Here is a 20,246-nt window from a genome sequence, read left to right on the forward strand (position 1 = left end):
ATGATTTCCGTACTCAGAAGTGAGTAATCTTGGTTACACCCCAGGGAGGTCACCTGACAAAAAGGGATGATGCTAAGGTAAGGCTCTTTTAGTAAATTAGTGTGCTGGTGTAGAAAGTAACTCTTTGTTTTATTTTGTGTTACGCAAGTCATATCAGCTCTGTCTATACTGTCTGACGTATCGAGCGCTGGTTTACTAAAAGAGTTTAAACATTATCAGGAGAGCATTATGGCTGTTACTAATATCGCTGAACTGAACGCCCTCGTCGAGCGCGTTAAAAAAGCCCAGCGTGAATATGCCAATTTCACCCAAGAACAGGTTGATAAAATCTTCCGCGCGGCCGCTCTGGCTGCTGCAGATGCTCGAATCCCTCTCGCTAAAATGGCCGTTGCCGAATCCGGTATGGGTATCGTTGAAGATAAAGTGATCAAAAACCACTTTGCTTCTGAGTATATCTACAACGCCTATAAAGATGAGAAAACCTGTGGCGTGCTGTCTGAAGACGACACCTTCGGTACTATCACGATTGCAGAACCTATCGGCATCATTTGCGGTATCGTTCCAACCACCAACCCAACGTCTACTGCTATCTTCAAATCACTGATTAGCCTGAAGACCCGTAACGCAATTATCTTCTCTCCGCACCCACGTGCTAAAGATGCAACGAACAAAGCTGCTGATATCGTATTGCAGGCGGCTATCGCTGCAGGCGCACCAAAAGACCTGATCGGCTGGATTGACCAACCTTCTGTTGAACTGTCCAACGCACTGATGCACCACCCAGACATTAACCTGATCCTGGCGACCGGTGGTCCTGGCATGGTTAAAGCAGCGTACAGCTCCGGTAAACCAGCAATCGGCGTAGGCGCAGGTAACACTCCTGTTGTTATCGACGAAACGGCTGATATCAAACGTGCTGTTGCTTCTGTACTGATGTCCAAAACCTTCGATAACGGCGTTATCTGTGCATCTGAACAGTCCGTTGTTGTTGTAGATTCCGTATATGACGCGGTTCGCGAACGCTTCGCCAGCCACGGCGGCTACATGCTGCAGGGCAAAGAGCTGAAAGCCGTTCAGGACATCATCCTGAAAAATGGCGCACTGAACGCCGCTATCGTTGGGCAGCCAGCGTATAAAATTGCTGAACTCGCAGGTTTCACCGTTCCGGCAACCACTAAGATCCTGATCGGTGAAGTGAAAGTTGTTGATGAGAGCGAGCCATTTGCACACGAAAAACTGTCTCCGACTCTGGCAATGTACCGCGCGAAAGATTTCGACGATGCAGTAGAGAAAGCAGAGAAACTGGTTGCCATGGGCGGTATCGGTCACACCTCTTGCCTGTACACCGACCAGGATAATCAGCCAGAACGTGTTGCTCACTTCGGTCAGAAGATGAAAACTGCACGTATCCTGATTAACACCCCTGCTTCTCAGGGTGGTATCGGTGACCTGTACAACTTCAAACTCGCACCTTCCCTGACTCTGGGTTGTGGTTCCTGGGGTGGTAACTCCATCTCTGAAAACGTTGGTCCAAAACATCTGATCAACAAGAAAACCGTTGCTAAGCGAGCTGAAAACATGTTGTGGCACAAACTTCCGAAATCTATCTACTTCCGCCGTGGCTCTCTGCCAATTGCGCTGGATGAAGTGATTACTGATGGCCACAAACGTGCGCTCATCGTGACTGACCGTTTCCTGTTCAACAACGGCTACGCTGACCAGATCACCTCTGTTCTGAAAGCGGCTGGCGTCGAAACTGAAGTCTTCTTTGAAGTTGAAGCTGACCCAACCCTGAGCGTTGTTCGCAAAGGTGCTGAACTGGCGAACTCCTTCAAACCAGATGTGATTATCGCACTGGGTGGCGGTTCCCCAATGGACGCCGCGAAAATCATGTGGGTAATGTACGAACATCCGGAAACTCACTTTGAAGAACTGGCGCTGCGCTTTATGGATATCCGTAAACGTATCTACAAGTTCCCGAAAATGGGCGTAAAAGCGAAAATGATCGCCGTTACTACCACTTCCGGTACCGGTTCAGAAGTGACTCCGTTTGCGGTTGTTACTGACGATGCAACAGGTCAGAAATACCCACTGGCTGACTACGCACTGACCCCAGACATGGCGATTGTTGACGCCAACCTGGTCATGGAAATGCCGAAATCACTGTGTGCCTTCGGTGGTCTGGATGCGGTTACTCACGCTCTGGAAGCTTACGTTTCCGTACTGGCGTCTGAGTTCTCTGATGGTCAGGCTCTGCAGGCTCTGAAACTGCTGAAAGAAAACCTGCCAGCATCCTACAATGAAGGGTCGAAAAACCCTGTAGCACGTGAGCGTGTACACAGTGCAGCAACCATCGCCGGTATCGCGTTTGCTAACGCCTTCCTGGGTGTTTGCCACTCAATGGCGCACAAACTGGGTTCTCAGTTCCACATTCCTCACGGTCTGGCGAACGCCCTGTTGATCAGCAACGTTATCCGTTATAACGCGAATGATAACCCAACCAAGCAGACTGCATTCAGCCAGTACGACCGTCCGCAAGCACGTCGCCGTTACGCTGAAATCGCTGACCATCTGGGTCTGAGCGCTGCGGGTGACCGTACTGCTGCGAAGATTGAGAAACTGCTGGCATGGCTGGAAAGCCTCAAAGCTGAACTGGGTATTCCTAAATCTATCCGTGAAGCTGGCGTTCAGGAAGCTGACTTCCTCGCCCACGTAGATAAACTGTCTGAAGATGCCTTCGATGACCAGTGTACTGGTGCTAACCCGCGCTACCCACTGATCTCCGAGCTGAAACAGATTCTGCTGGATACCTACTACGGTCGTGAGTTCAAAGAAGGTGATGTAGCAGTGGCTAAAGTTGAAGCTCCTGCGGTAAAAGCTGACAAAAAAGCGAAGAAAAGCGCTTAACTGACAGTCTGATAAAAAACCCGCCAATGGCGGGTTTTTTTATGTCTGAAGAACACGGTGAAAATTATTTTCTGTTGTCGTGCTGAATCGCCGTCAGCGAGCCTACAGACAGCGCTTCTTTATAATGCTTACGGCAGACAGAAACATAGCGTTCATTGCCGCCTATCACCACCTGCTCACCATCTGCATAAGGCTTTCCGGCCTGGTCGAGACGAAGCACCATACTGGCTTTCCTGCCGCAAAAGCAGATAGTTTTGAGTTCGACGAGTTTATCTGACCAGGCAAGCAAATACTGGCTCCCTGCGAATAGCTCGCCACGGAAGTCTGTACGCAGCCCATAGCAAAGAACAGGGATATCGAGCCCATCTACCACCTCTGAAAGCGCATGAACCTGCTCACGCGTCAGAAACTGGCTCTCATCAACCAGAACACAATGAATAGGCTGCGTGGCATGCGCTGCGCGAATGTCCTCCAGCAGGTCAGTTTGCGGGTTAAACAGCCTGGCCGGAGACGAAAGGCCTATTCTGGAACTCACCTTCCCTGCACCAAAGCGATCGTCAATTTCAGCCGTATAAACAACAGTACGCATTCCTCGTTCCTGGTAATTGTACGAGGATTGAAGCAGTGCTGTGGATTTTCCGGCATTCATTGCCGAATAGTAGAAATAAAGTTGTGCCATTGGCCGTAAAACCCTAATCAATGTGTAATATTCCCGATGATTGATTGTACCATATTTTGTCTGGTCAACAGCGACTCAGCGCACATGACCTGCTCCCCGTTGATTAGTACACCCCGATGTTAGTAATGTCTTCATAAGCCACATGAGGACATCCCCATGAAGAAGCGTTTTTCCGACGAACAGATCATCAGTATTCTCCGCGAAGCCGAAGCTGGGGTACCCGCCCGTGAACTCTGCCGCAAGCATGCCATTTCCGATGCCACGTTTTACACCTGGCGTAAGAAGTATGGCGGTATGGCGGTGCCTGAAGTTAAGCGCCTGAAGTCGCTTGAGGAAGAGAACGCCAGACTCAAGAAGCTGCTTGCCGAAGCCATGCTGGATAAAGAGGCGCTTCAGGTGGCTCTTGGGCGAAAGTACTGACGACAGACCAGAAGCGGGAAGCCGTGATGTTGATGTGTGATGCGACCGGTCTGTCGCAACGTCGTGCCTGCAGGCTTACAGGTTTATCCCTGTCGACCTGCCGCTATGAGGCTCACCGTCCGGCTGCTGATGCGCATTTATCAGGGCGCATCACTGAGCTGGCACTGGAGCGCAGGCGTTTTGGCTACCGTCGTATTTGGCAGTTGCTGCGCCGTGAAGGGCTTCATGTTAATCATAAGCGCGTGTACCGGCTTTATCACCTCAGTGGCCTGGGCGTAAAACGCAGAAGACGTCGTAAAGGGCTGGCAACAGAACGTCTGCCGCTGCTCCGTCCGGCGGCGCCCAATCTGACCTGGTCGATGGATTTCGTCATGGACGCACTTTCCACCGGTCGCAGGATCAAGTGTCTTACCTGCGTCGATGATTTCACAAAGGAATGCCTGACGGTCACTGTTGCCTTTGGGATTTCAGGCGTTCAGGTCACGCGTATTCTGGACAGCATTGCACTGTTTCGAGGCTATCCGGCGACGATAAGAACTGACCAGGGGCCGGAGTTCACTTGCCGTGCACTGGATCAATGGGCCTTTGAGCATGGTGTTGAGTTGCGCTTAATCCAGCCGGGCAAGCCAACGCAGAACGGATTTATTGAGAGCTTTAACGGACGATTTCGCGATGAATGTTTGAATGAGCACTGGGGAAGGTGCGAACAAGTCCCTGATATGAGATCATGTTTGTCATCTGGAGCCATGGAACAGGGTTCATCATGAGTCATCAACTTACCTTCGCCGACAGTGAATTCAGCAGTAAGCGCCGTCAGACCAGAAAAGAGATTTTCTTGTCCCGCATGGAGCAGATTCTGCCATGGCAAAACATGGTGGAAGTCATCGAGCCGTTTTACCCCAAGGCTGGTAATGGCCGGCGACCTTATCCGCTGGAAACCATGCTACGCATTCACTGCATGCAGCATTGGTACAACCTGAGCGATGGCGCGATGGAAGATGCTCTGTACGAAATCGCCTCCATGCGCCTGTTTGCCCGATTATCCCTGGATAGCGCCCTGCCGGATCGCACCACCATCATGAATTTCCGCCACCTGCTCGAGCAGCATCAACTGGCCCGTCAATTGTTCAAGACCATCAATCGCTGGCTGGCCGAAGCAGGCGTCATGATGACCCAAGGCACTTTGGTGGATGCCACCATCATTGAGGCACCCAGCTCTACCAAGAACAAAGAGCAGCAACGCGATCCGGAGATGCATCAGACCAAGAAAGGCAATCAGTGGCACTTTGGCATGAAGGCCCACATTGGTGTCGATGCCAAGAGTGGCCTGACCCACAGCCTAGTCACCACCGCGGCCAACGAGCATGACCTCAATCAGCTGGGTAATCTGCTTCATGGAGAGGAGCAATTTGTCTCAGCCGATGCCGGCTACCAAGGAGCGCCACAGCGCGAGGAGCTGGCCGAGGTGGATGTGGACTGGCTGATCGCCGAGCGTCCCGGCAGGGTAAAAACCTTGAAGCAGCATCCGCGCAAGAACAAAACGGCCATCAACATCGAATACATGAAAGCCAGCATCCGTGCCAGGGTGGAGCACCCGTTTCGCATCATCAAGCGGCAGTTCGGCTTCGTGAAAGCCAGATACAAGGGGCTGCTGAAAAACGATAACCAACTGGCGATGTTATTCACCCTGGCCAACCTGTTTCGAGTGGACCAAATGATACGTCAGAGGGAGAGATCTCAGTAAAAACCTGAAATAACGCCAGAAATGGTGGAAAAAATAGCCTAAATAGGCTGATTCGATGTGTTTGCGGGAAAAAAATCGGCCCAGATCCGCGAAATTTTAATCAGCGAGTCAGCTTGGGAAGAAATGACCTGCTTATTCGCACCTTCCCTAATACAAAAGGCTGATATTTATCCGCAGCAACTATAATTCCTGCGGTAAATGTCACAAAAAAAGATGCAATCGAGCAGGTTGCGCAGGCTTACGCTGATAACAAGCGAGATTCCTGGGAGATGAAATTTAAGTTAGCGTAATTAATAATAGTGGCTTTATTTAGTATTTTTTGAATTCCTTACATTCCTGGCTATTGCACAACTGAATTTATGGCTCTATTATTAGGTCAACAAACCACCCCCCCATTATAAGTTTGAGATTACTACAATGAGCGAAGCACTTAAAATTCTGAACAACATCCGTACTCTTCGTGCGCAGGCTAGAGAATGCACCCTCGAAACGCTTGAAGAAATGCTGGAAAAATTGGAAGTTGTAGTTAATGAACGTCGCGAAGAAGAAAGCGCTGCAGCAGCTGAAATCGAAGAGCGCACTCGTAAACTGCAACAATATCGTGAAATGCTGATTGCTGATGGTATCGATCCAAACGAATTGCTGAACAGCATGGCTGCAGCTAAAACCGGCACCAAAGCAAAACGCGCTGCCCGTCCTGCTAAATATAGCTACGTTGATGAGAATGGCGAAACTAAAACCTGGACTGGCCAGGGTCGTACTCCTGCTGTTATCAAGAAAGCCATGGATGAGCAAGGTAAACAGCTGGATGACTTCCTGATCAAGGATTAATCAAGCCACATTCCATAAAATCCCGCGTAATGCGGGATTTTTTTTAACCACAATTTTATCACCAACATCCCCTTACACTCTGTCATAGAATCTTATTCGGCTATTGCCATCTCTTACATTCAAGCGGGATAACGAGTGTTATGGGCATAAAAAAACCGGTGGGCAACGCCTCACCGGTCTCAAACATTTGCTGCCCTGGTTATTTCTTAATACCCACGTTCTCTTTGAGCCAGGTTTTAAATTCTTCACCCAGGGTATTGTGGCGAATGCCATATTCAACAAATGCCTGCATATAACCGAGCTTATTACCGCAGTCATGGCTCTTACCTTTCATATGGTAAGCCTCAACGGTCTCTTTCTCGATCAGCATATCAATAGCATCGGTCAGTTGGATCTCATCACCCGCTCCTGGAGGCGTTTTAGCAAGCAGAGGCCAGATTTCCGCACTCAGGACATAGCGACCCACCACTGCCAGGTTAGAAGGCGCCACGTCGGCTTTTGGCTTCTCTACAACGCCAACCATTGGCACGCTTTCGCCAGGCTCAAGGTTAACGCCTTTGCAGTCAACCACACCGTAAGCGGTTACGTCTTCAACTGGCTCAACCATAATCTGGCTGCTACCTGTTTCATCAAAACGCTTGATCATTTCAGCCAAATTATCCTGAGAAAGATCTGATTCGTATTCATCCAGAATAACGTCAGGCAGTATTACCGCTACTGGCTCATCACCGACAACAGGGTGGGCACACATAACCGCATGACCCAGGCCTTTAGCCAGCCCCTGACGAACCTGCATAATAGTCACGTGCGGAGGGCAAATAGACTGCACTTCCTGTAACAACTGACGCTTAACACGCTTTTCCAGCATGGCTTCAAGTTCAAAACTTGTATCGAAATGGTTTTCGATAGAGTTTTTTGATGAATGCGTAACCAGCACAATTTCAGTGATGCCGGCTGCGATACACTCATTAACGACGTACTGGATTAATGGCTTATCAACCAGAGGCAGCATCTCTTTAGGAATCGCCTTAGTTGCTGGTAACATCCTGGTCCCCAATCCCGCTACCGGGATAACGGCCTTTCTGACTTTCGAATTTAGGGCAGCCATTCAAATTCTCCTGAGCTGTTCAAGTTTTGAACTTTTATGCAATAAATAACGCGTTGAGTATATCAGCCTCGCCCCACAGTTCGGGTCTGAAAAGAACGCGTTGCCGATCAATTAGGATAAATACGCATGAATCTGGGCAGGGATAGTAGCACTCCCCACAAAACACAGGTAAAGCAATCTTAAAATTACGATCCAATTGCTTATTCCGTGGACAACATTAATCGTAACCGTCCCCCGGCACCCCAAATTTGGCACTGCCAGGAGGAGCAACGATGGCTAATTTGATTAAGATACGCTGTTCCCAGTGTCCCAAGCGGCACACCGTTGCTTACCTGAATATGATGTTCACCCGTATTCAGTGAGGCGTTGAGGCCCGCTGAAACGAGGATCAGATTCTTTAAACCACTATGGTAATAACCGACCAATAGCGGAAACTGTCCAGGCAAATTGGCCTGACGAAAAAGTTGGTTCACTTGTTTTAGTAAACTGCCCAGTTCCGGAAGCCGTTGCCCCTGATGCGATAGCTGCTCTTGCAAGAGACCATTAAATAGCGCACGAAGTAATAACGCCGCTAATACACCATTATCCCCTGCCCGAGTAACATCCAGGGAATAAAAAGCCAGGTCTGAATCAGACAGCGGTGCAATATCCAACACCAGCCCAGGTTGGTCCGCCGCAACCAGTTGGCGATAGTTTATCCGACAATGTGAAATAGTTTGCTGTACGGGCGGCTGAAGTTCCTGTAACAGTTTAGCCGCGGCAGGTGGATTACTTACCAGGGCATCCCAGTCCTGAAACAGACGCTCCTCTTCCTCTACCCGGGAATTAAACATGTTCGGATAAAGACAAGCTAACACCGTCTCTCGTAACCGGTTCAGGTCTTTGACAGGTTTAAGCAGGATATCCTGAACCCCAATTCGCAGCGCTTTGGCAATATCTGCCATATTCTCTGTGGCAGATATCACCAGAATCGGTGTCTGATTGCCTTCGTTACGCAGATGTTCAACCAGCTTCAGTCCGTTCATACGCGGCATCGCAATGTCGCAAATCATCAGGTCCGGGGTGATGCTGACCATTTTTTCCAGTGCGTCTATGCCATCTTCAGCCAGCGAAGTGATTGCTCCCATTGAGGATAACCACGAATCCAGTAGCGATCGGAAAACGGCCTCGTCTTCAACAATCAAAATGTGTTTTCCGGCCAATGGCTGCGTCATGGTTCCTCCCCTGGCTGACAGTAATTAAATAGTGGCATGCTATCAGCACTACCGCCTGTCAGATTTTGCTGAAGTAATCAAAAAAAGGTGCTTAACGTGCTGTTCGCACAAAAGGCAACAGCTCATCCATTTTCTTTTCGACGGCTATCGAGCCCGCTGCGATGGCGGCCTCAGCTCGATGGAAATCAAGGGTAGATATTTGCGGACAGTACGGTTGAATCAGAATATCTGGAGGGTCGCCAGCCATGCGGTTTCGCTTAAGGCGATTCTCAAGAACCTGGATAGAGGTAGTCATAATTTCAATGGCCGTCGGCGCAGTCACAGAGCGTCGTGCGGCCATACGCCCGATTCTTCCACGCAAACGTTCATGCCAGGCCAGTTTCTCGCCTTCGGCATCTTCGCTCTGGAGATTCACCGGCATGAGGTCTTGTTGCATCAGGTGGGCGTCATGCTGTAAATCCACGGCAATGACGATGTCGGCACCCATCGCACGCGTCAGGGAGATAGGGACCGGGTTAACAACGCCACCATCGACAAGCCAGTAACCGTTATGCGGAACAGGAGCCATTAGTCCCGGCATACTGCAGGAGGCACGAACGGCAAGATGAATATCACCTTCAGTAAGCCAAAGCTCGCGTCCCGTGCTGAGGTTCGTCGCAACAGCGCCGAAAGGCATCTGACAGTCAGTGAAGTATTCAAGAGGCATAACCTGGCGGAACTGGTTAAAAACGCGTTCACCGCGCAACAGCCCACCACGCTGCCATGAGAGGTCCATCAGGCGCAGCACGTCCCAGTAGCTGAAGGAACGTACCCAGGTTTCAAGTTCCGGAAGCTTTCCGCACGCGTAAGCGGAGCCGACAAGCGATCCTATTGAACACCCTGCAACAATATCAACCTCAACGCCCATCTGGTTTAAGGCATTAATCACGCCGATATGTGACCATCCCCGGGCTGCACCTGAGCCCAGCGCCAGTCCAATTTTAACCTTTCTCATTAGCCCTGTTTTACGTCCCCTGGATTCCTGACATGACATCAACGCAACTGCTCAGTTAACATAGTGCTACCCGAAGCGTTTTACGCCCTTATTTTTTGTTCCAGGAAGAGAATCGTGTCTCAACTCTGCCCTTGTGGTAGCGCTCTGGAGTATAGCCTATGTTGCCAGCGTTATCTTTCTGGCGATCAGGTTGCACCAGACCCGTCACACCTCATGCGTTCACGGTACACTGCTTTTGTGATCAAAGACGCAGACTATCTGATCAAAACCTGGCACCCGTCTTGCCATGCCGCCGATTTTCGCCAGGACATTGAAGCTGGCTTCGCCAACACGCAGTGGCTTGGACTGACCGTTTTTGAAGCATCGGCCGGAAACGACGACAACGAAGGCTACGTCAGCTTTGTTGCCCGCTTTATCGAGCGCGATAAAACGGCGGCCATTATCGAGCGTTCCCGGTTCTTAAAGGAAAGCGGGCAATGGTATTATATTGACGGAACGCGCCCACAGTTTGGTCGTAACGATCCCTGCCCATGCGGTTCAGGTAAAAAATTTAAAAAGTGTTGCGGGCAGTAATGCCTGACAACCCAGACTTCGCAAATACACAAACAGGATTTCCCGGCGATGCAATCACTACAACGTAAAGTTCTGCGCACTATCTGTCCCGATCAAAAAGGACTGATCGCACGAATTACCAACATTTGTTACAAACATGAACTGAATATCGTGCAGAACAACGAGTTCGTTGACCACCGTACCGGTCGTTTCTTCATGCGTACCGAACTGGAAGGTATTTTCAACGACACGACCCTGCTTGCCGATCTGGATAGCGCGCTGCCGGAAGGTTCCGTTCGCGAACTGACTCCCGCAGGCCGCCGCCGCGTCGTGATTCTGGTGACCAAAGAAGCACACTGTCTTGGCGACCTGCTGATGAAAGCAAACTACGGTGGTCTGGACGTCGAAATTGCTGCCGTGATCGGCAACCACGAGACGCTGCGCACGCTTGTTGAGCGTTTTGATATTCCGTTCGAACTGGTGAGCCACGAAGGTCATACGCGTGAAGAGCACGACAACCTGATGGCGCAGGCCATTGAAGCGCATAATCCCGACTACGTCGTGCTGGCGAAATACATGCGCGTGCTGACGCCATCCTTCGTGGCGCGTTTCCCAAACAAGATTATCAACATTCACCACTCGTTCCTGCCAGCCTTTATTGGTGCACGTCCTTATCATCAGGCGTACGAGCGTGGCGTGAAAATCATCGGTGCGACCGCTCACTACGTGAATGACAATCTGGATGAAGGTCCAATTATCATGCAGGACGTGATTCATGTGGATCACACCTACACGGCTGAGGACATGATGCGTGCAGGGCGTGACGTTGAGAAGAACGTCTTAAGCCGTGCGCTGTATCAGGTGCTGGCGCAGCGCGTCTTTGTCTACGGTAACAGAACTATCATTCTTTAATCTTTTGGAAAATGAATTGATTAGCTTTGCACCTTTACGGATAAAAAGCAGCCAAACAACTTCATTTCCCTAAAGGAATGCTTTACAGGGGCGTCTCATTTGATATGATGCGCCCCGCTTCCGACAGGAAGCAGGCCAGTAAAAAGCATTGCCCCGTGGTGGGGTTCCCGAGCGGCCAAAGGGAGCAGACTGTAAATCTGCCGTCATCGACTTCGAAGGTTCGAATCCTTTCCCCACCACCATCTCTCAGCAGTACCTCAAAATTTGAATTACCCCTGTGGGGTTCCCGAGCGGCCAAAGGGAGCAGACTGTAAATCTGCCGTCATCGACTTCGAAGGTTCGAATCCTTCCCCCACCACCATCACTTTCAAATGACTCCAAATCTTCTGTTCGCACCCAGTATCATGTATTTCCGTAACGGGGAAGGATGAGAAGCTTCGACTAAGGTTCGATTCGAGCGCAGCGAGAAAGCGTTGCCGCAGGCAACGACCCGAAGGGCGAGGCGCAACGCGCCGAGTAATCCTTCCCCACCACCATCACTTTCAAATAACTCCAAATCTTCTGTTCGCACCCTGTATCATGTATTTCCGCAACGGGGAAGGATGAGAGGCTTCGACGAAGGTTCGATTCGAGCGTAGCGAGAAAGCGTTGCCGCAGGCAACGACCCGAAGGGCGAGGCGCAACGCGCCGAGTAATCCTTCCCCCACCACCATCATATCGAAACCAACAATTACATCGGCGGCAAGCGACGCTTCACCGGCGAACTCTTCACAATCGACGTATTACACTGGGCATGTTCCGCCAAACCGTCCAGCAACCCATCAAGCTGCTCAATTGAACGCACCACCAGCCTAATCACAAAGCAATCTTCCCCGGTGACTTTGTCGCTCTCAATACACTCCGGCATCGCCTGAATGTATTTATCCACCTTATGCAATAACCCCGGCAAAGGCCGCACACGCACCAGCGCCTGCAGCGTATACCCCAGCGCCGCCAGATTCACTCGTGCGCCATACCCCTGAATCACGCCACGCTCTTCCAGCCTTTTCAGCCGCTCTGCCGTGCTGGGTGAGGTCAGACCGATGCGCCCGCTAAGCACCTTCAAAGACATACGCGCATCCTCGACCAGACAGGCCAAAATTTGTCGGTCGATATCATCGAGAAGGAATTCCATCATTTCACCTAATTTTAAAAAGCCATCACTGCATTTCACCTTATCTCATCCCTGTAAAACCCGACAGCGATTCTCGACAATAGCGTCATACAATCAGGAGGTGAATGATGCGTGATTTACATAAAGGCGTCTGGCAAATGAGCCTGGCGATGTTAATTTCCGGCTCAATTGGCGCGTTTGTTTTACTTTCCGGTCTGCCAGTAACGGAAGTCGTGTTCTGGCGCTGCCTTATCGGAGCCATCGCACTGTTTATTTTTATCCGTATGAGTCAAAAACCGTTCAGTCCCCTCACCCGGACGACACTGCTACTGGCTATTCTCGGTGGCGTGGCTCTCGTGGTGAACTGGCTCCTGCTCTTCGCTGCCTATGAACGGATCTCAATTGGTCTTTCTACCGTGGTGTATAACACCCAGCCGTTTATGCTGGTTTTGATGGGGATATTTTTAGGTGAACGCGTCAGCCTGGTGAAATGGGGCTGGCTGTTCCTCGCCTTTGGCGGCGTGGTGATATTGCTCTCCAGTGAGCTGACCGGAGCGCATAGTACCAACTGGCTGACGGGTATCGGTCTGGCAATGGCGGCAGCCTTCTTCTACGCAGTGACCGCCATTATCGCTCGTAAGCTACGATCCATTGCGCCGCAGCATATTGCCTTTATTCAGGTGCTGACCGGCGTGGTAATGCTTCTGCCGTTTGCCCACATGCCCTCATTATCAGGGGATTTTCCGTGGTCAATTTTGTTGACGCTGGGCATCGTCCATACCGGCATTATGTATCAGTTGCTCTATAGCGCGATCCAGAAGCTGCCTACGCCCATTACCGGCTCGCTGTCATTTATCTATCCGGTGGTAGCGATTATTGTCGATAATCTGGTATTCGGACACTCGCTGAACCTGACGCAGCTGGCGGGCGGCACACTGATATTGTTTGCTGCGGCTGGCAATAACCTGGGCTGGGGCGAAAAAAAACCCCGCGAGTGCGGGGTTGGGATCAAAACAGCAAATTAGCGACGGGCGCGCACAATCTGGTATTTGCGCGTCAAATACTCTACCGGCGCGCTCCAGATATGTACCAGTCGGGAGAACGGGAACAGCACAAACAGCGTCATCCCCAGCACCAGATGCAGGCGGAAGATAAACGCCACGCCGTCCAGATGCGACGACGCACCACCGTGGAAAGTCACCACAGATTGTGCCCAGCCGACCAGCTTCATCATTTCGCTGCCGTCTATATGCTGTGCTGAGAACGGAATGGTCAGCAGGCCCAGCGCGCACTGCACCATTAACAGGGAGAGGATCAGGATGTCCGCTGCGGTAGTGGTCGCACGCACACGCGGGCTGAACAGACGGCGTTTCAACAGCAGTAAACCACCCACCAGCGTCATCACACCGCAAGCACCCCCTGCGATCATCGCCATCTTCTGCTTCACCTCAATGGGCAGCCACGCTTCATACATCCAGTGCGGCGTCAGCATCCCGAGGAAGTGACCGGCAAAAATCCCCAGAATACCGATGTGGAACAGGTTAGAACCCACATGCATCCCTTTCCGATCCAGCATCTGGCTGGAGGCAGCACGCCAGGTGTACTGACCGTAGTCATAACGCAACCAGCTTCCCACCAGGAACACGGTGCCCGCGATATACGGGTAAATGTCAAAGAAGAACATATTCAGGAAGTGCATTATTGCCGTCCTCCGTTAGAGATATTCAAATATTGCGGGGCCACAGCGCCGGCAAAACGGCGCTGGTGAGCCGAGATTTCAGACTCGCCGCAGCTCTGGTCAGCAAAGAATTTCACCTGTTCTTCTTCCCAGACGGCATCCAGCGCCTGCGGCGTATCGTCGCGGGCTTCATCGGCGATTTTCTCCGCCACTTTTTCACTGTCGACAGATGCGTTAGCCAGTTTCACCAGCAACTCGAACATTACCGCATAGCGGCTCTCACGCTGCTGAAGACGCGCGCTGAGCAACGCCAGGATCGGCGCGATGTCCTGGAGACCACCGAGGGCCTCTTCTTTCGGCAACTGCGCCAGATACTCCAGATACAGCGGCAGATGGTCAGGCAGCTCGCGGCTGTCGAGCTGCAGGCCGTGCTGCTCATACTGCGCCATCAGGTCAACCATCGCCTGACCACGGTCACGGGATTCACCGTGAACATGTTCAAACAGCAGTAACGAGGTTGCACGACCCCGGTCAAACAGTTGGCTGTAATCCGCCTGCGCATCCAGAAGATCACGCGTTAACAGGTCCCGGAAGAAAATGCCCAATGTCTGGGCATCCTCTTTATCCAGGTTTTCAGATGATGCGAGTGCATCGAAAAGTTCCTGTTGATGCTGCACAAGCGCAGCATCCGGGTACTCGAGCAAACGAGAAACGATAACAAGTTCAATCATGGGTGCGGCTCCGTTTTACTGGTCACATCCATGGCGTCGATGCGGCGGCTGTTGAACAGGTTGAATTTGCTGTCTGACCCGTGGCAACCGTCGCCAAAGGTAAAGCCGCAGCCGTTTTTCTCCGGGAAGGCTTCACGAGCCAGTTCACGGTGGCTGCTCGGTACTACGAAACGGTCTTCGTAGTTGGCAATGGCCAGATAGCGGTACATCTCCTGCGCCTGCGCTTCACTCAGACCGACCTCTTCCAGCGCACGGGTATCAATAACACCGTCTACCGTTTCCGCACGTTTGAAGTGGCGCATTGCCAGCATCCGCTTGAGTGCCAGCAGTACTGGCTGCGTATCACCGGCAGTCAGCAGGTTCGCCAGGTACTGAACCGGAATACGCAGGCTTTCCACGTCCGGCAGAATGCCGTTGCTGCCCAGCTCGCCCGCATCTGCAGCTGACTGAATCGGCGACAGAGGCGGCACGTACCAGACCATCGGCAGAGTGCGGTATTCCGGATGCAGCGGCAGCGCCAGCTTCCAGTCCATTGCCATTTTGTACACAGGAGACTGCTGTGCGGCGTCGATCACGCTCTGCGGTACGCCGTCTTTCAGCGCCTGCTCAATCACTTTTGGATCGTTAGGATCGAGGAACACGTCCAGCTGACGCTGATACAGATCTTTCTCGTGCTCGGTGCTGGCGGCGTTTTCAATCGCGTCCGCGTCATACAGCAGCACGCCGAGGTAGCGAATACGACCTACACAGCTTTCAGAGCAGACGGTCGGCATCCCCGCTTCAATACGTGGATAACAGAAGATGCACTTCTCGGATTTCCCGCTCTTCCAGTTGAAGTAGATTTTTTTGTACGGGCAGCCGGTGATGCACATACGCCAGCCGCGACATTTATCCTGGTCGATCAGCACGATACCGTCTTCTTCACGCTTGTAGATGGCACCGCTCGGGCAGGTCGCCACGCACGCCGGGTTGAGGCAGTGCTCGCACAGGCGCGGCAGATACATCATGAAGGTATTTTCGAACTGGCCGTACATCGCCTTCTGCATGTTCTCGAAGTTCTGGTCTTTGGCGCGTTTCTCGAACTCGCCGCCCAGAATCTCTTCCCAGTTTGGACCGCTGGTGATCTTGTCCATGCGCTGGCCGGTAATCAGCGAGCGAGGACGGGCGATCGGCTGGTGTTTGCCTTCCGGCGCGTTGTGCAGATTCTGGTAGTCGTAGTCAAACGGCTCGTAGTAATCATCGATGCCCGGCAGATGCGGGTTAGCGAAGATTTTTCCCAGAAGCCAAGCGCGGTTACCCATGCGCGGCTGCAGCTTGCCGTTGATTTTACGGATCCAGCCGCCCTTCCACTTCTCCTGGTTTTCCCAGTCGGTCGGGAAGCCGGTGCCCGGCTTGCTTTCCACGTTGTTGAACCAGGCGTATTCCATACCTTCACGGCTGGTCCAGACGTTTTTACAGGTGACCGAGCAGGTATGGCAGCCGATGCATTTATCCAGATTCAGCACCATGCCGACTTGTGAACGAATTTTCATTTTACGCTCTCCTGTACCTGGTCATTACCTTCGCCGTCTAACCAGTTAATATTCTTCATCTTACGTACCACCACGAACTCATCGCGGTTCGATCCTACGGTGCCGTAGTAGTTAAAGCCGTAGGCCAGCTGAGCATAGCCACCGATCATATGGGTCGGCTTCGGCGTAATGCGGGTCACGGAGTTGTGGATCCCGCCGCGCTGCTCGGTAATTTCTGACCCCGGCAGATTAACGATACGTTCCTGCGCGTGGTACATCATGGTCATCCCGGCCGGTACGCGCTGGCTCACCACCGCACGCGCCGTCAGGGCACCGTTGCTGTTGAACACTTCGATCCAGTCGTTATCTTCAATACCCAGATCTTTGGCATCCGTTTCGCTCATCCAGACAATCGGACCGCCGCGCGACAGGGTCAGCATCAGCAGGTTGTCGCTGTAGGTGGAGTGAATACCCCACTTCTGGTGCGGCGTCAGGAAGTTCAGCGCCTTCTCAGGGTTACCGTTCGATTTCGCGCCCATCACGGCTTTCACGGAGCGGGTGTCGATTGGCGGACGGTACACCAGCAGGCTTTCACCGAAGTCGCGCATCCACTGGTGATCCTGATACAGCGACTGGCGGCCTGACAGGGTGCGCCATGGGATCAGCTCGTGAACGTTGGTGTAGCCCGCGTTATAGGACACATGCTCATCTTCCAGGCCTGACCAGGTCGGGCTGGAGATAATCTTGCGCGGCTGGGCCTGAATATCGCGGAAGCGGATTTTCTCTTCCTCTTTATTCGTCGCCAGGTGGGTATGGTCGCGACCGGTGAACTCGCTCAGGGCCGCCCAGGCCTTCACCGCCACGTGGCCGTTGGTTTCCGGTGCCAGAGTCAGGATCATCTCTGCGGCATCAATCGCCGTGTTCAGCATTGGCTGGCCTTTGGCCGGGCCGTCCGCTTTGGTGTAGTTAAGCTTGCGCAGCAGATCCATTTCGCTCTGGGTGTTCCAGGCGATCCCTTTCCCGCCGTTACCGATTTTCTCCATCAGTGGGCCGATAGAGGTAAAGCGCTCGTAGGTTGCCGGGTAGTCGCGTTCAACCGGAATAATGTGCGGTGCGGTCACGCCCGGGATCAGGTCGCACTCGCCTTTTTTCCAGTCCTTCACGTCCAGCGGCTGCGCCAGTTCGGCAGCGGAGTCGTGCTGGATGGGCAGCGTCACCACGTCAGTCTCTTTGCCGAGATGCCCGACGCAGACTTCGGAGAATGTCTTCGCGATGTCTTTGTAGATATCCCAGTCGCTTTTCGATTCCCACGCAGGGTCAACAGCCGCAGACAGCGGATGAATAAACGGATGCATATCCGAGGTATTCATGTCGTCTTTTTCGTACCAGGTCGCGGTTGGCAGCACAATGTCGGAGTACAGGCAGGTGCTGGACAGACGGAAGTCCAGGGTCACCACCAGATCCAGCTTGCCGTCCAGGCCGTTATCTTTCCATTCCACTTCTTCTGGCTTCACGCCGCCCTGCTTGCCCAGATCTTTCCCCTGAATACCGTTCTCGGTGCCCAGCAGATATTTCAGCATGTACTCGTGCCCTTTACCGGACGAGCCCAGCAGGTTGGAGCGCCAGATGAACAGGTTACGCGGATGGTTATTACCGTTCTCAGGCTGTTCTGCCGCGAAACGAATGGAACCGTCTTTGAGAGACTTAACGGTGTAATCCACCGGCGACATGCCCACTTTCTTCGCCTCTTCTGCAATGCGCAGTGGGTTGGTGCCCAGTTGAGGTGCCGATGGCAGCCAGCCCATGCGCTCTGCGCGCACGTTGAAATCGATCAGGTGGCCGCTGTAACGGGATTTATCCGCCATTGGCGAGAGCAGTTCTTGCGCGGTTACGGTCTCGTAACGCCACTGGCTGGAGTGGTTATAGAAGTAGGATGTGCTGTTCATGTGGCGTGCCGGACGTTGCCAGTCGAGGGCAAACGCCAGCGGCTGCCAGCCGGTCTGTGGACGCAGTTTTTCCTGGCCCACGTAGTGCGCCCAGCCGCCGCCGCTCTGACCGACACAGCCGCAGAAGATCAGCATATTGATCAGGCCACGATAGTTCATATCGAGGTGATACCAGTGGTTCAGACCGGCACCGACGATGATCATCGAACGGCCGTGCGTCTTGTCGGCATTTTCCGCAAATTCGCGTGCGATACGGGTGATTTGTGCCCGAGGAACGCCAGTGATCTGCTCCGCCCACGCAGGGGTGTAGGCTTTCACCTCGTCGTAGTGAGTTGCGCAGTTCTCATCGCCCAGGCCGCGATCCAGGCCGTAGTTCGCCATGGTCAGGTCATAGACGGTAGTGACCAGCGCGGTAGAGCCGTCGGCCAGCTGCAGGCGTTTCACCGGCAGCTTGTGCATCAGAACGTTGTTCAGTTCAACCTTGTTGAAGTGCTCGGAACCTTCACCGCCGAAGTACGGGAAGCCCACCTCGGCGATCTCGTCCTGGCTACCCAGCATGCTGAGGCGCAGTTCCGTCTCTTCACCGGTCGTGCCGTTGCGTTGCTCAAGATTCCACTTACCCTTCTCACCCCAGCGGAAACCGATAGAGCCGTTTGGCACCACCAGCTCGCCGTTGCTGGTGTACGCAACGGTTTTCCACTCGGGGTTATTTTCCTGGCCCAGCGCGTCCACCAGATCGGCGGCACGCAGCGTACGGCCTGCAGCGTAGTAGCCATCACGCTCTTCCAGCATGACCAGCATTGGCATGTCAGTGTAACGACGCACGTAGTCGGTGAAGTACTGGCTAGGCTTATCCAGGTGGAATTCACGCAGCATGACGTGGCCCATCGCCATCGCCATCGCGGCATCGGTACCCTGCTTCGGTGCCAGCCACAGATCGCAGAGCTTGGCGATTTCCGCGTAGTCAGGGGTCACTGCTACGGTTTTGGTGCCTTTGTAACGGACTTCGGTGAAGAAGTGCGCGTCAGGCGTACGGGTCTGAGGCACGTTAGAGCCCCAGGCGATGATGTAGCTGGAGTTGTACCAGTCGGCGGATTCCGGCACGTCGGTCTGCTCGCCCCAGGTCTGCGGAGACGCCGGCGGCAGGTCGCAGTACCAGTCGTAGAAGCTCAGGCAGGTACCGCCGATAAGTGACAGATAGCGAGCCCCGGAGGCGTAAGAGACCATCGACATCGCCGGGATTGGTGAGAAGCCCGCTACACGATCCGGACCGTAGGTCTTAACGGTGTAGACGTTAGAGGCAGCAATCAACTCGTTCACCTCTTTCCAGGAAGAACGCACAAAGCCACCGCGGCCACGAGCCTGCTTAAAACTTTTCGCTTTGTCAGCGTCTTCGATAATAGACGCCCAGGCATCAACCGGATCGCTGTGCTGGACTTTCGCTTCACGCCACATTTTCATCAGGCGCTTGCGCATCAGCGGGTATTTCAGTCGGTTAGCACTGTAGAGATACCAGGAGTAGCTCGCCCCACGCGGGCAGCCGCGCGGCTCATGGTTTGGCATATCCGGACGAGTGCGCGGATAGTCGGTCTGCTGCATTTCCCATGTCACCAGACCGTTCTTAACGAAAATCTTCCAGCTACATGAGCCAGTGCAGTTCACGCCGTGGGTCGAACGGACGACTTTGTCATGTTGCCAGCGCTGGCGGTAACCGTCCTCCCAGTCCCGGTTAGTCTCCAGAACCTGGCCGTGCCCATCGGCAAACGTTTCACCCTTCTGCTTGAAGTAGCGAAACCGGTCCAAAAATTTGCTCATCGGGTATCTCCTGTGTGGAGCCTGTGGCTCTCTAAATCGACATTGCTGATT

Annotated in this window: 16 protein-coding genes, 1 tRNA gene and 2 other RNA genes; 10 read left to right on the forward strand and 9 right to left on the reverse strand. The window is 52.9% G+C overall.

The annotated features are described in order from the left end of the window. Positions 1–228: 228 nt before the first annotated feature. Positions 229–2,907 carry a bifunctional acetaldehyde-CoA/alcohol dehydrogenase gene (gene adhE, locus ACLHV8_RS11845; RefSeq protein ID WP_028018771.1) on the forward strand — a complete coding sequence of 893 codons (2,679 nt, stop codon included), beginning with the start codon at positions 229–231 and terminating at the stop codon, positions 2,905–2,907. A 64-nt stretch (positions 2,908–2,971) separates the two neighbouring features. Here the strand turns inward: adhE and tdk are convergent, their stop codons facing one another. Continuing rightward, the gene (gene tdk / locus ACLHV8_RS11850) at positions 2,972–3,586 is read right to left on the reverse strand and encodes a thymidine kinase (protein ID WP_208595106.1); all 615 of its coding nucleotides are present in this window, start codon (positions 3,584–3,586) and stop codon (positions 2,972–2,974) included. Between the two features lie 156 nt (positions 3,587–3,742). Here tdk and ACLHV8_RS11855 point away from each other — a divergent pair. From ACLHV8_RS11855 to hns, 3 genes are all read left to right on the forward strand, one after another. Further along, positions 3,743–4,773 (forward strand): IS3 family transposase gene (locus ACLHV8_RS11855; protein ID WP_410376890.1). Its coding sequence is split into 2 segments (ribosomal slippage): positions 3,743–4,001 and positions 4,001–4,773, totalling 1,032 coding nucleotides; the frame shifts between segments, so codons are not numbered across the junction. After that, entirely contained in the window at positions 4,770–5,750 is a 981-nt protein-coding gene (locus ACLHV8_RS11860; RefSeq protein ID WP_032636617.1) for an IS5-like element IS5 family transposase, read from the forward strand. The genes ACLHV8_RS11855 and ACLHV8_RS11860 overlap by 4 nt, the downstream gene beginning before the upstream one ends. A gap of 417 nt (positions 5,751–6,167) precedes the next feature. After that, entirely contained in the window at positions 6,168–6,581 is a 414-nt protein-coding gene (gene hns, locus ACLHV8_RS11865; RefSeq protein WP_008502781.1) for a histone-like nucleoid-structuring protein H-NS, read from the forward strand. A 199-nt stretch (positions 6,582–6,780) separates the two neighbouring features. Here the strand turns inward: hns and galU are convergent, their stop codons facing one another. The 3 genes from galU to rssA form a co-directional block, all read right to left on the reverse strand. After that, the gene (gene galU / locus ACLHV8_RS11870; RefSeq protein ID WP_049007582.1) at positions 6,781–7,689 is read right to left on the reverse strand and encodes a UTP--glucose-1-phosphate uridylyltransferase GalU; all 909 of its coding nucleotides are present in this window, start codon (positions 7,687–7,689) and stop codon (positions 6,781–6,783) included. 200 nt (positions 7,690–7,889) lie between these two features. After that, positions 7,890–8,903 (reverse strand): two-component system response regulator RssB, encoded by a 1,014-nt coding sequence (gene rssB / locus ACLHV8_RS11875; protein ID WP_028018768.1) that lies wholly within the window; start codon positions 8,901–8,903, stop codon positions 7,890–7,892. Between the two features lie 91 nt (positions 8,904–8,994). Continuing rightward, entirely contained in the window at positions 8,995–9,897 is a 903-nt protein-coding gene (gene rssA, locus ACLHV8_RS11880) for a patatin-like phospholipase RssA (RefSeq protein WP_032666960.1), read from the reverse strand. A 114-nt stretch (positions 9,898–10,011) separates the two neighbouring features. On the opposite strand from rssA, the gene ACLHV8_RS11885 reads away from it, so the two are divergent. The 5 genes from ACLHV8_RS11885 to ACLHV8_RS11905 all read left to right on the forward strand — a co-directional run bounded on the left by ACLHV8_RS11885 (position 10,012) and on the right by ACLHV8_RS11905 (position 12,073). Further along, complete coding sequence (locus ACLHV8_RS11885; protein ID WP_032666959.1) at positions 10,012–10,470, forward strand: YchJ family protein; 459 nt, start codon at positions 10,012–10,014, stop codon at positions 10,468–10,470. 48 nt (positions 10,471–10,518) lie between these two features. After that, positions 10,519–11,361: a formyltetrahydrofolate deformylase gene (gene purU / locus ACLHV8_RS11890; protein WP_208595174.1), complete on the forward strand. Its 843-nt coding sequence runs from the start codon at positions 10,519–10,521 to the stop codon at positions 11,359–11,361. 157 nt (positions 11,362–11,518) lie between these two features. After that, a tRNA-Tyr gene (locus ACLHV8_RS11895) sits at positions 11,519–11,603 on the forward strand. A gap of 164 nt (positions 11,604–11,767) precedes the next feature. Beyond that, a non-coding RNA gene (locus tag ACLHV8_RS11900) (RtT sRNA) lies at positions 11,768–11,897 on the forward strand. Positions 11,898–11,942: 45 nt separating this feature from the next. Further along, positions 11,943–12,073: non-coding RNA, RtT sRNA (locus ACLHV8_RS11905), on the forward strand. 18 nt (positions 12,074–12,091) lie between these two features. Here the strand turns inward: ACLHV8_RS11905 and ACLHV8_RS11910 are convergent. Next, on the reverse strand, positions 12,092–12,535 hold the full coding sequence (locus ACLHV8_RS11910) for an Lrp/AsnC family transcriptional regulator (RefSeq protein ID WP_028018764.1): 444 nt from the start codon (positions 12,533–12,535) through the stop codon (positions 12,092–12,094). A 107-nt stretch (positions 12,536–12,642) separates the two neighbouring features. On the opposite strand from ACLHV8_RS11910, the gene ACLHV8_RS11915 reads away from it, so the two are divergent. Beyond that, entirely contained in the window at positions 12,643–13,539 is an 897-nt protein-coding gene (locus tag ACLHV8_RS11915; protein ID WP_208595173.1) for a DMT family transporter, read from the forward strand. Here the strand turns inward: ACLHV8_RS11915 and narI are convergent. Genes narI through ACLHV8_RS11935 form a run of 4 tightly spaced genes read right to left on the reverse strand, consistent with a single transcriptional unit; the run spans position 13,536 to position 20,195 of the window. Then, a complete protein-coding gene (gene narI, locus ACLHV8_RS11920) occupies positions 13,536–14,213 on the reverse strand; it encodes a respiratory nitrate reductase subunit gamma (RefSeq protein WP_208595172.1) in 678 nt (225 codons plus the stop codon). The genes ACLHV8_RS11915 and narI overlap by 4 nt on opposite strands. Continuing rightward, complete coding sequence (gene narJ / locus ACLHV8_RS11925; RefSeq protein WP_208595171.1) at positions 14,213–14,923, reverse strand: nitrate reductase molybdenum cofactor assembly chaperone; 711 nt, start codon at positions 14,921–14,923, stop codon at positions 14,213–14,215. Before narJ ends, narI begins: the two co-directional genes overlap by 1 nt. Further along, on the reverse strand, positions 14,920–16,455 hold the full coding sequence (gene narH, locus ACLHV8_RS11930) for a nitrate reductase subunit beta (RefSeq protein WP_028018760.1): 1,536 nt from the start codon (positions 16,453–16,455) through the stop codon (positions 14,920–14,922). The genes narJ and narH overlap by 4 nt, the downstream gene beginning before the upstream one ends. After that, on the reverse strand, positions 16,452–20,195 hold the full coding sequence (locus tag ACLHV8_RS11935) for a nitrate reductase subunit alpha (protein WP_208595170.1): 3,744 nt from the start codon (positions 20,193–20,195) through the stop codon (positions 16,452–16,454). Before ACLHV8_RS11935 ends, narH begins: the two co-directional genes overlap by 4 nt. Between the last annotated feature and the right edge of the window lie 51 nt (positions 20,196–20,246).

The organism is Enterobacter sp. CPE_E863 (assembly GCF_046521465.1).
GTDB lineage: Bacteria > Pseudomonadota > Gammaproteobacteria > Enterobacterales > Enterobacteriaceae > Enterobacter > Enterobacter adelaidei.